Annotated in this window: 9 protein-coding genes and 1 riboswitch; of the genes, 2 read left to right on the plus strand and 7 right to left on the minus strand. The window is 49.9% G+C overall.

Annotation, left to right across the window (positions count from 1 at the left end; translation table 11 throughout):
- Window positions 1-246 precede the first annotated feature (246 nt).
- Window positions 247-1662 (plus strand): proline dehydrogenase family protein, encoded by a 1416-nt coding sequence (locus Mal48_RS11440; RefSeq protein ID WP_145199203.1) that lies wholly within the window; start codon window positions 247-249, stop codon window positions 1660-1662.
- Window positions 1663-1748: 86 nt separating this feature from the next.
- On the opposite strand, the gene Mal48_RS11445 is transcribed toward Mal48_RS11440, so the two are convergent.
- The 6 genes from Mal48_RS11445 to Mal48_RS11470 form a co-directional block, all read right to left on the minus strand.
- On the minus strand, window positions 1749-2684 hold the full coding sequence (locus Mal48_RS11445) for a cobalamin-binding protein (protein ID WP_145199206.1): 936 nt from the start codon (window positions 2682-2684) through the stop codon (window positions 1749-1751).
- A gap of 141 nt (window positions 2685-2825) precedes the next feature.
- Window positions 2826-3464, minus strand: a complete 639-nt coding sequence (locus tag Mal48_RS11450; RefSeq protein WP_145199209.1) for a DUF6580 family putative transport protein — start codon at window positions 3462-3464, stop codon at window positions 2826-2828.
- Window positions 3461-4162 carry an adenine nucleotide alpha hydrolase gene (locus Mal48_RS11455; protein ID WP_145199212.1) on the minus strand — a complete coding sequence of 234 codons (702 nt, stop codon included), beginning with the start codon at window positions 4160-4162 and terminating at the stop codon, window positions 3461-3463. Before Mal48_RS11455 ends, Mal48_RS11450 begins: the two co-directional genes overlap by 4 nt.
- Window positions 4159-4515, minus strand: coding sequence for a hypothetical protein (locus Mal48_RS11460; RefSeq protein ID WP_145199215.1), 357 nt, complete (start codon window positions 4513-4515; stop codon window positions 4159-4161). Before Mal48_RS11460 ends, Mal48_RS11455 begins: the two co-directional genes overlap by 4 nt.
- A 50-nt stretch (window positions 4516-4565) precedes the next feature.
- The gene (locus Mal48_RS11465) at window positions 4566-5456 is read right to left on the minus strand and encodes a prepilin-type N-terminal cleavage/methylation domain-containing protein (RefSeq protein ID WP_145199218.1); all 891 of its coding nucleotides are present in this window, start codon (window positions 5454-5456) and stop codon (window positions 4566-4568) included.
- 290 nt (window positions 5457-5746) lie between these two features.
- Window positions 5747-6021, minus strand: a riboswitch (cobalamin riboswitch).
- A 658-nt stretch (window positions 6022-6679) separates the two neighbouring features.
- On the minus strand, window positions 6680-7702 hold the full coding sequence (locus Mal48_RS11470; protein ID WP_145199221.1) for a DUF1559 domain-containing protein: 1023 nt from the start codon (window positions 7700-7702) through the stop codon (window positions 6680-6682).
- Window positions 7703-8508: 806 nt separating this feature from the next.
- On the opposite strand from Mal48_RS11470, the gene Mal48_RS11475 reads away from it, so the two are divergent.
- Entirely contained in the window at window positions 8509-10020 is a 1512-nt protein-coding gene (locus tag Mal48_RS11475) for a sulfatase (RefSeq protein ID WP_145199224.1), read from the plus strand.
- 250 nt (window positions 10021-10270) lie between these two features.
- Here the strand turns inward: Mal48_RS11475 and Mal48_RS11480 are convergent, their stop codons facing one another.
- Entirely contained in the window at window positions 10271-11791 is a 1521-nt protein-coding gene (locus Mal48_RS11480; protein ID WP_145199227.1) for a CARDB domain-containing protein, read from the minus strand.
- Window positions 11792-12094 lie beyond the last annotated feature (303 nt).

The raw sequence follows: 12094 nt of genomic DNA on the forward strand, positions 1-12094 counted from the left end.
ATTGAGTTCCACTCTTCACACATAGCACGGGACTCCTGTCTCGTGCTATCGCATTTTGAAAATGGCGTATTACGCAACATGTCTCGTGACGAACGGCAATTTTCTTAGAGAAACACGTTCTTCACGGGAAGACTGTAGTGCAAACTGCTCAAGCTCTTTTTAGAAACGTTGAGATTTACGTCTCAAGATCGCCCCAAAATCGTTGTCGAACAAGTCCCCCAATTACGGAAGTCAGATTGTAAGTCCATGAAAAAACGGAGTAAAAAGTCATCAGTCAGCCTGCAGGTCGAACAAGAAACGCAGCGAATCGGTCGGGACTTATGGGAGCATTTGGACCGAAGAAAACCGACCGTTTTTGAACGTCGTTGGTGGTTGGACCACATTCTTGAATGGGCGATGCAAGATGAGTCTGTCAAAGTGCAAATGTTTCGCTTTGTTGATGTCTTGCCAATGCTCAAAGCAAGCACAACAGTGACGAATCACTTGCAAGAATACTTCGATGAAGTCGGTTCACATCTTCCTGCGACGGTTCGATTAGGATTGAACGTCGCACAGCCCGATACCATTCTGGGAAAGGCGCTGGCAGTAAATGCGCGGACCAACGCCCGAAAAATGGCGGAGCGTTTCATCGCCGGGACCAAACCTCAAGAAGTCTTCCGAAGTGTTCATAAACTCCGCTCCAAGGGGGTCGCGTTTACTTTAGACTTACTCGGTGAAGCCGTAATCAGCGAGCCTGAGGCCGAAAAATACCAGCAAGCGTATCTGGACCTCATCGAGCAACTCGCCCCGCAGGTGAATAGCTGGCCAGAAGATTCTCTGCTTGATCGTGATCAGACCGGCTGGATTCCCAGATGTCAGGTTTCTTTGAAACTCTCTGCCCTGGTCAGCCATTTCAAACCGATCGACTCTGAAGGAACCTCCGAACGAGTCAAAGAAAAACTTCGTCCGATTTTTCGGTTAGCGCGTAAGCTTGATGCTTATGTTCATATCGACATGGAACATTATGAGCACAAAAATCTGACGGTGCAAATTTTCAAAGAGATTTGCATGGAGAAAGAATTTCGAGATTGGCCGGACTGTGGAATTGTGATTCAGGCCTACTTGCCCGATGCGCGTGAGGACCTGGAAGACCTTCTCAAGTGGGTGAAGAAACGAAAAACTCCGATTGGTGTCCGACTTGTGAAGGGAGCCTACTGGGATTACGAGACGATCAAAGCCGAGTATCGTGGTTGGAAGTGCCCCGTATACACTCAGAAGTGGGAGTCCGATGCGAACTTCGAAGAACAAACGCAATTTCTACTGAAAAACTACGAACACTTGAAACCGGCGATTGCTTCGCACAACCTGCGGAGCCTCGCAAGTGCGATGGCATGGGCTGAGGAGTTGAAAGTCCCCCGCAATGCCTGGGAAATTCAAATGCTCTACGGCATGGCTGAGGAACAACAACAACTCTTCAGTGAACTTGGTTATCGCGTGCGGGTCTATGCTCCGTTTGGCGAACTGTTACCAGGAATGTCTTACCTGGTTCGCCGGTTATTGGAAAACACATCCAACGAATCATTTCTGCGGCACGCTTACGACCAAAATGCGAGCATTGAAGAGCTGCTGAGATCACCAGTCGAGATCGGAAAACTCGCCACTCAAAACGCTGCAACTGCGTAGTACCCGTTTGCCTTAGAACTGAGATTTGTCTCGAAGTCAGTTTCAGGTTTGTCCGGGACAATGGTCCCGGACTACGGTCTGTGTCGTCAATCGCCTTGATTGATTTCGTCGATATGAATCCAGCCAGTTCCGTGGTGTTTCGGCTCGACGCCCTGATGCAACAGTTCAACGAGAATTTCCGCTGATTCCACGACACGTGGACCGGGGCGATTGAAGTACTGATTGCCATCGGTGAGATAAACACGTCGATTTTTCACAGCTGAGAGTTCGTTCCAGCGTGGATGATCCGTCAGCAGGTTTATCTCTTTCACCGTGCGAGCGATATCAAATCCGCAAGGCATGATCGCAATCACATCGGGATCAATTTCGACAAGATCATCCCAGGATTGATATGGAGAATGCTTTCCATCCTCTGCCATCACAGCATGACCACCAGCGATTCTGACTAACTCCGGTACCCAGTTCCCCGCGATCATAATCGGTTCGAGCCATTCGATGCAGGCAATCGTCGGCGGCTGCTCAACCTTTTCGTACTCACTACGAATGCCTTCCAGCCGTTGCTGTAGCTCATGATTGAGCCGGTCAGCTGCCGCCGGATCGCCAAGAGCAATCGCGACATTTTTAATATCAACCCAGACGTCAGGGAGCGCCATCGGTTCGCAGGAGACAATCTGAGGATTCGAGTTGACCAGTTCACAGACTGCGGCTTCGACATCCTTTAAGTTGACAGCACAAACTTCACATTGAGTTTGTGTGACGATCAGAGTCGGCTCCAGACGTTCCAGCTCATCCTTGAAGACGGAATATACCGAGAGGACTTCCTGCACCGCACTTTTGACTGCGATGTCAATTTCCAGGCTCGTTCCGCTAACGTCAATTCGCGGCTCTGAGCAGACTGGCAGCCGGTCGACAGTCGGCGGAAAGTCGCACTCGTGGGATCGCCCCACGAGTGCGTCTTCATACCCCAGTGCTGCGACAATCTCAGTCGCACTGGCAATCAAACTAATCACACGATGTTGCATGAAAGATCTCGAAGTCAACTACACAAAAAATTGCATCAATTCATTGAACACTTAGGAAGTGCGCAGAACGTGTTCCACCAGCAAGATGGCTGTTCGCCACGTTGCTGAACTCGACCATGTTCAAAAGGTTCTCAAGAAAAATCAGCTTCCAGAAGTCGCCGGGATCAACTCCGGTTGAGCTTCCTGTGTGCTGGTTTGACGAATCGCAATTGGACTGAAGAGCAGTCCACCAAAAACAGTTGTTGCAATCAGCGAATTCTTCAGGAAAGGAAGACCAGCAACATAACAGGCGATCAAGCCTTCAGTAGTAGGTGGATAGATCGTCGATCCGACCCATGATGCAAAGTTGGTGATCAGGAAGAAGGCAAGGCAGCTTCCAACTCCGGCGCCGGCAAGACGTCCCCATGAACGATTTTCACGAAGTGCATACCCGAGAACCGCACAGAACGCAAACGCTGCATAGACAACGGGCTGGTCAGAGTAAAACGCCCATTCAGGATGGCCGGAAATGAGTCCAACACCAATGTCGCCGATAAAAATCGCTGCGACTGGCAGCCAGAGCGCATTCATCTTTGAGCGATACATCGCTCCACCAAAAATCCCGAGTGCAAAGATAGGGGAGAACGCCCAAGGGTAGATTGCGAAATTCTTCTCAACATCCATTCCCATGTTGTAAAGCACATAGGGAAGAATCTTGAGTAAAATCGTGTATCCAAATATGAATGCGACGAATTTCCACCGTGGAACTTCTGTATTCGTGTTTTGCTGAGGACTGTTCATGTAACTGCATCCTGTTGATAGTGAATGCTTGCTGCTGCAAGTGTGAGATCTGAAAAAACAAATTGTCCATCTCGTTGAGTCTCTCCGACACTAACCTCGATTGGAGAGCTCATTTGAGGACTGTTGTAGATAAATGAATGAAACTCTCCATTTTCGCCACAGCGATCCGCTGTCTCGGGAAGAGTCTCCAAAAATGTGGAATCGAATTCTCGACCACAAAACGATTCCGGAATCTGCTTGGTGTCGACACAACAAGTTACCGCGTTGAAACCACCCGTGACAAACCGCTCAGCGAGAGCAGTCGTCTCTTCTCCCCAAATCGGGTAAAGAGATTTCATCCCCACTCGCTGAACAAGTTGATCCCGGTATGCCCGGATTTCTTCCACGTACAAATCTCCGAAGGCGATCGTCTCAACTCCTTTGAGTTTGAATTGTTCAAGAGACGCGGACATTGCTGCTTCGTAGTCGGAGTTGCAGGCCCCCTTTTCGATCCATGATTCAGACAGGGGAAGACCGATGGCCGCCGCCTGTTCAAGAATCAATTCACGGCGGACTCCATGCATCGAAACACGGTCATACCCACGCGTGAATGTCGTCAACAACGAGACGACATCGTAACGGTCGTCAGAAAGAAGGCGATCCAATGCAATCGCACAATCTTTCCCTCCACTCCATGATAAGACGACCGGAATACTCATTTGCTCGCCTCCGGTCGGAAACTTAACTTCTGCTCAGGCGGTGGACCGTCAATTGTGAGCGGCCCTGAATCCTTCGGGCATTTCCCCGCCCCGGGAGTCCTGTTGAGTTGCTCCAGCGGAGGCGCGGGATACCACTTTTGACAACTGGCACAGTAGAGTGCCGGTTGCAACTGGGACCTCGGGTTCTCTGGGTTTGAAACAGGCAATTGCACCGAAGTTTCGATCAGGTAAGCCTGTTTCGACTTCCGGTCGTAAGCGACTTTCCAAAGAACATCTTCAGTGATTGTCGAATCCTCGGAACCGCAACCGACCAGCGGTGCGAGACAGAGAACGAATAGAAATTTGCGAATCATTGCCAACTCCTGATTGTTTGCTCATTCTGCATAAGGAAATGAATCAATGATTATTCGCGATCATAGAATTTGCCGAGATTGTCCGGGTCGCCGTCGGTCACATATCCGAGTCGGTGTTCCTCCATGAGATCGGCCTGTTCCTGTGAAACAAAATTCGGACCGGGAACCTGAATGGAGAAATTGTGGCCAAACGACTTCACATGTCCATCGAGAAACGCAACGTTTGCAGAATCGTTGTGGCGGAAGTGAACGTTCGGAAAGTTGCGATCAGGAGCGTCAAGAATCCAGTTCTCTTCGAAGCTGAAAGTGGGAGGTGAAAAAGAGACCGTTCTCACCTGAGCACTATCTGCAAAGGCAATTGTCTCGGTCATTTGAGCGACATCCCGGAAGCGACGAGTCGCTGGCTTGGGATTGTCGACGGCAGCCCAGGTCGGTGGCAGCCAATCAACTCCGGACTGTCGAGAAAGTTCGTACCCGTTAAATGCAAAACCCGAAGCTGGTTTTCCGAAGCGAATGTTGTCCATTTGAGATGGACCAAAATCTGGACACTGAAACACCGTGTAATTTGTTTCCATATACGGTGCGAGCGGGCCGTTGGTGTAGTCTAACTGGTCTTCAATGTTCGGTTCATCATAGTCGACTGTCCCGAACCAGAACTGAGCAGTCCCCTGATTCCCACTAAAGGTTTTGAGATAATTCAAACGTTCGGAATCTTCGATGACGAATGGCACCATCATTTCATAATGGACATCTGCATAATTGTGCATCGCTAAAACGATCTGCTTCAACCGTGATTTACATTGAGCACGCCGGGCAGCTGCGCGGGCTTGTTGAACGGCCGGAAGAAGTAGCGCAACCAAAATTGCAATGATCGCAATCACAACCAGCAATTCGATGAGAGTAAAACCTCGCTGAGAGCGAGGACGCCGCAAGAGGAACATGACAAATCTCCGTTGTCGTGACGATACCATCGCCGTAGAAAGTCTACGCGGAAAGGGTATCGCATTAATCTCAGCAACTTTGGAGAAGAGGACTCAAGAGAATTAATCCTGAAACTTGAAACTGCTCTCTCAATCATTGAGAAAAGCGGCGGTTCCAGAGGTTTCAGACTGATTCTAATGTGAAAGCGGTTGAGCCGGAAAGCATGTAAACAGATCACGCAGAGCGCGCGGTCGTAGACATTCTCCCCGCTCACTGGCTCTCAGTGAGACCTTTTCCACGAAGGGACTGAAAATCTGTCGACATCTGGGCAGGTCTTCTGGCTTCCGGATCTTACTACTTGTCGCACCTTCCCGTGAGCACTTAATGATGTGGATCTTCACAGTGTTTGATCGCAGTGCCTGATTCGCAATGCTTGACACACAGTACCTGATTCACAGTGCATATTCACAGTGGTGAACGCGACGTTCGTCCTCGGTTACAGCGGCGGGACCGCGACGGAATCACACCGTCTTCCCTATTCTCTTGAAAGCAACACGCTCCCAAGCACCCAAGCCGATATGGTGATCATAAGGGACACAATGATTTCGTCAATCATCTAACGAAAAGAGTTTTTGCCCTTCCCTCAAGAGAGTGTGCCCGTCGGACATCGTGGTGGAAAACTTGAATGGAGCCCCGCTTGAAATGTGGCTCACACAGATTGAGAGAATGAGCACGACTCAACACCTTGAAACATTTCTTTGAGTCCTGTTTTGCGTCATATCGAATCTGACTCACGGGAGAAGTGCTCTCATAGATGCCCCGGTTGAAACACTTTTCTGTTCCTCCTGTCCGTGATTTCTTTTCGTGACTCCTTTAAGTGAAGAGTGATTTCCTTGTGAGGAATCCCTCACATTCACGAGACAGCACGCGACTTATCAAGAAATACGAGCCACCCTGCCAAGAGTGGCATCCTGGGTGGCTCGACTCGTCAAGTTACGGTCTTGCGTCCGGGACATCCTCCATGACCGGAGCATCATCACCCTGACCAGGGTTTTCAGGTGGATCATACCCACCACACCCAGAGACGAATAAGGTAGAAACCAATACAGCTGCTTGGAATAACCTGAAAAGATTTAACACAACAACAGATCCTTAAAACACAACCGGCGTGAAGATGAACCCTGCCTGGAGTCTTCTAAAATCCTCCAGACAGGTATTAAATGCAGGATAAAGCACCAAGCGATTAGAACTCGCCGATCACTTCTCCGTCTTTAATGAAATTCAGATATACGAAAGTTGGCCAGTCGATGTTCTCGCTGAGGAAGCGGATACTTCCATCTGCGAGCAGAAACTGTCCCCCACCCACATGCGAACTGGAGTAGGTCCAGGCGTATGGCTTTCCGACGTTGGCTGCATCACAGTCGTAGTGAGCGTTGATTCGGTAGCGACAGTTATTGACGTGCCCGGGATTTGGATCGGGAATGACTCGACCGAAGGTTCCAACATGTCGACCTTGCCCCCAGAGTGGCAGGTAGCTTGTGCTGGATTTGTCGAGAATCACTTCTCCCATTGCAATTGAATTGGATGTTCCATCAGTGAAATCAGCCATTCTTGCAGATCCGTTATTCCCAAAAGCCCCAATTCGCCGGACAGTCTTTCCGGTTGGCATGACGACCGTACTCGACCTGTAGACCGAGTACGTCCGATATTCTTCCCCACTGTAGCCGGAGTTAAAGACGTAACTTGTGAGTGCTCCTTGAGTTGAAGCATATTCTCCAGTTGCTACGTTTGGAGCCGGGCCTTGATTACTGTCCGATGGGCAAAGAAACGCTGGCATCCGTTGTTGAGTCACTTGATGATTGAGCGTTGGGTCCCCCAGGATAGGAGCACTTCCCGATCTCAGAGCAGGACCAGAAGCAATATTTGGGTCCCATAGATTGTAAAGTGGCCCCTGATCAATATACGGCAGCAACATCGTGAAACCGGTATGGTTCAATGAAAATGTCTGCCGATCAGCCGTCTGATTTGCTAGCGTCGGATCTCCTGAGAAAACTTGTCCTGGAGGAAATTGGTTATACACATCGTGGTAGTTGTGGAGCGCAAGCCCCAGCTGTTTCAAATTGTTTTTACATTGTGTACGCCGGGCTGCCTCGCGGGCCTGTTGAACAGCTGGAAGCAGTAGAGCTACAAGAATCGCAATGATGGCGATGACCACCAAAAGCTCAATGAGTGTAAAGCCTCGACGAAATGAGTGGCGCTGAGCCATATTAGTACTTTCAGAAAAAGAGGTACAAAAACTTCCCCATCAGCTAACGGGAAAGAACCGGAAAGAAATTCCACGTAAAAGCAACCAAGAATTTTGAACTGCCTGTTAGCAGTCTTTAACTCAACGCTTTTGAGCCCTCCAAGCTTCTAGAGAAAGGAATAAAAGTAAGTTCCCTTACTAAACCTCGCCTCCCTCAAAAAGTTCTGAAAAATTAAAAAATTATTAAATCGACATGAGCCGATGTCTTTTTTCGGCAAGCGTGCAGCAGTTTTGTAGGCTCGTCAAAGCTCGTCGATCTGTACCACAGAGGAAGACGCACCGAGGCTTCAGCTCCAAAGCAAAGTCTCTGGAGGAAGCAACCCGGTTGAGTGAGTCAAAAGCTGGATCTCCACGCTGTACCGGCTGCGCTGATCGGCGTGATTCACCATCAATGTCGATGCATGAAAACGTATTGACGATTAAGAGGGAGGGCAGGATACCGAGCACGAAATTCAGGGAATACGTGGCCCTCTGATCGAAAAGTTTCCTCCCATTCCGAGCTTTACAAAGGACCCGTTCCTTTCCTGTTCCACCTTGAAATCTTGACACTCAGCCATGACCGTTGAGCCTGAAATGAACGGTGTTTTCAGTCATCGCAAGCTGAAACTCAGGTTTTCAGACCACGTTGATAATATCTTCAAGGTATTTTAGCGGTCGCGGCAAGCATTGAAATTGCGTCAAGTGAGTGGCAAAACCGAGAGCGAAATCATAAAACGAAGCTTCTGCAAAGCGAAACTCGTCGAATCCTTAGAGCGAAAGACGTCTTCATGAGCGTTCGAAAATTGCTGGGACTTTACGCCTGTTCATTTTTGTTGATGTCGACTCTCGCTCTTGAGGTTTCCTTTCCGCAATTACATGCTGCGGAGAAGCGACCGAACGTCTTGTTCATCATTTCGGACGATCTCAACACATCACTGGGGTGCTACGGTCACCCGCAAGTGACATCACCGAACATTGATCGAATCGCAGAACGTGGAGTTCTTTTTGACCGGGCTTACTGCCAGTACCCGCTCTGTGGTCCGAGTCGAAACTCCATGCTTTGCGGGTTGTACCCGAACAGTACCGGGATTCATCGCAACAGCCAGATTTTCCGCCAAACGATTCCGTCTCATCAAAGTCTTTCGCATGCGTTTCGAATGCAAGGATACTTCGCTGCCCGGATTGGGAAGTTGTATCATTATAATGTTCCGAAATCTGTCGGAACGAATGGACACGATGATCCCGGTTCATGGGAATTGGAATTGAATCCGGCAGGATGTGATCGTCTCCTTGAAGAACCAGACATTTTCTCATTGAAGAAGAACAGCTTCGGTGGGACACTCAGCTGGTATGCCTCTCCCCGTGGCGACAAACTTCACACCGATGGCATGCTAGCCACCGACGCAGAATGGGTGCTTGAACGTTGTGCGCGAGACAAGGAGCGACCATTCTTTCTGGCCTTGGGTTTCTTCCGCCCACACACACCGTATGTCGCTCCCAAGCCGTACTTCAAAGGATACGCGGTCAAGGAGATGCCACTTGTGGAAGGAGTCGAAGAGAACGTCAAAGACCTCCCGCCTGATGCACTCGGCTCCCACAAGAAAGAGCATGATTTACTTAACGACGACCTACGCCAACAAGCGATTCAAGCATACTTTGCCAGCATCTCGTTTATGGATGCACAGGTCGGGCGTGTTCTCGACAAGCTCGAAGAACTTGGCCTCGCGGAGAACACAATTGTGGTTTTCACGAGTGATCATGGCTATCACCTTGGCGAACATGGGCTGTGGCAGAAGATGAGCCTGTTCGAAGAAAGCACTCGGGTTCCTCTGATCATCGCTGGCCCCGGCGTGAAAGAGACTGGAAAGGTCGCAAAAACACCTGTCGGGCTGATTGATTTGTACCCCACCCTCGCCAACTTGTGTGACGTCCCGACACCAGAGAATCTTCAGGGACAGGACCTGACTCCTATCTTGAATGACACCACTAAAGAGGGGCGCGGTTGGGCTGTGAGTCAGGTATTGCGAGGCGGGCGCAAGGCGCAGAGATTCGGATACACTATTCGAACTCCGCGTTGGCGATACACCGAATGGAACAACGGGCAGGATGGCCGTGAGTTGTACGATCACACAAAGGATCCACTCGAACAAAACAATCTCGCCAAGAACGCACACCTCGGCGAGATCGTCACCGATCTTTCCAGGAAGCTGAACGAAGCAATCGTTGGATCATTCCCCGAGTCAGGTGAGATTCCTCCCATCAGACAGGGAGTCTGGGCACCGAACTTGACCGATCCTTAAGAGGCGTCGCCCCCATGCGGGACTCTATCAGCCGTTGTCGCTGATATCGTTTGAATGCCCGTAGAATCCTGGAGCAGTTTGCGCTACCGTGTGCCCGTGAAAAAACGCATTCTTCTAGAACCAGTCCGAGAACCTCTGGAGTAGCCGCTTTTCTTTACGTTTGGGAGAGCAATTTTAAGTTTCAGGATCAGTTCTAGTCAAAATGCTGTTCGCCACGAGGCAGATCCTGCAAACCAATTCGAAAGATGCGCTAGAACGATTCCGATTTACGCCATTGGACCAGGTTCGTTGCAATGCTCTCGGGGACTTGATCTTCATCGAGATCAAGAGTTTCGGGACGTTTGCATTCAACAACCGGTGCGACGCTACGGCGACTGGAAATCGATTTCGAGATCGGCTCAACCTGAATATCGAGGTCTTGGCTTCCCTCCTCAGTCCCCTGCATTTCCAGAGATGCAGAAAGTTTTCCCTGTCCAGATTCCAGTGCCCGAGCCTGAAGTAAAGCCCGTCGACTTTGTCCCGGTTCCAGACGGGAGATTGTGTGCTCGATATGCTCCCCAAACTTATGGCGGAAGTTCTCTGACAAATTCACCCGCAACGAAACGTTCTCAGCTGCCGCTGTTCCGACGTTTGAGATCGTGAACGTTAACGAGAGTGTTTCACCCTGCTTGACGATTCCGACCGGCGTTACTGCCAGCTTGAGCTCAGGAAATGGCTTGGGAAGTTCAGAGATTGGGCTTGGAGCAGGAGCACGTTTGGGTGGTGGCTCATCAATTTGTGGGAGGACCGGTTCTTCCGGCTCAATTGGTAACAGAGCAGGCTCTTCAATGACGGGTGCGTTGACATTCGCATTCCCGCCAACCCTGGATTTATTACTAACTGTTGTCAGAGTCTCGATTTGCTTCACGGAATCTGGAATGAGGGTCACTTTCAGGATTTTTCGCTCTTTCCCGGTCAACTTTCCAAGCGACCAGACAAGTTCATCCCCTCGCACAGCTGCAGGTGGCGAAACTTCCGTGACTCGATGAATCGCTGAGATCTGTTCGCGAAGAACGACTTCATCAATCGGATCGTTTGAACGATTGGTGACGTAGATTTCGTAGGAATATGGCTGACCGGTGGTCGTTTTCCCGACCGTTTGTTTTTCGACCAGCACTGCTTGCGAGCGAGTTGCCTCAATTCCATCAAACTCTGTCCGAGCCCCGGAACTGGTGACGTAAGTCGGCGTGACAGGAACCGTTGCACCTTGCACAAAGTATGGGGTGAAATTGGTGGCAAAAAATTGATTTCGCGCGGTCGTTGTCCAGGAATCTTTCACGAAGGGATCACGGTGCCGGATTGGACGTGATTCGAGATTGGCAATTTCCGACTGATCCCAAACATAAGGAAGTTCGGTCCGTACCAATTCTGATCCAGACAGATTTGAGGTCCGACTCTTTATTGGAAATTCGCCAACAACAAATGGGCGTGCAGGGGTCGGCAAAACCGGTTCTGATTCAGGCTCTGTGAGTAACGACTGAGTGGCTAGGGAGACGTCTTTTGGTTCAGTCGGAGAAGCTGCCAACTTTGGAGCCTCAAAGAAAAAGAGCAAAGTTGCAAGCATTACTCCGCAAACGCCCGCAATCGATCCAATCGACCAGGCTGGAAACCAGTCACGCTCTTGCTTCAACAGCCAACGGCCCCGCAGGAGACCACGTTTGCCTGAAATGACCCAGGCAGCAGCTTCCGGGAAGAGATGCCTGGGGCTTGGGATATGATCTGATTTCGACACGAAGACTCCTTCCCTGTCGAGTCGAGGAATACTATTCACAACAGGTTGTCTGCTGATTCCTGAAAGAGACACAAATTTGATCTGTCTCAATCTGTGCGGTCCAGAATCAGCCCCTCCCTGATCGACGCTCAAGAGCAGTTTGCCCTGCCATCTGTCGGTGAAGAACACGTTCCATCAACGAAATTGCTGTTCGTCACGAGGCAGAATATAAAAAACGATCTTGAAATTGCTCTTGAACTGATCCGAAATCCTGCATCGAGTTCCTCAAAAATGGAGTAACCCCTTTACTGCAAAGGCTTCCGG

Origin of the sequence: Thalassoglobus polymorphus (genome assembly GCF_007744255.1) — a bacterium.
GTDB classification, from domain to species: Bacteria; Planctomycetota; Planctomycetia; order Planctomycetales; family Planctomycetaceae; genus Thalassoglobus; species Thalassoglobus polymorphus.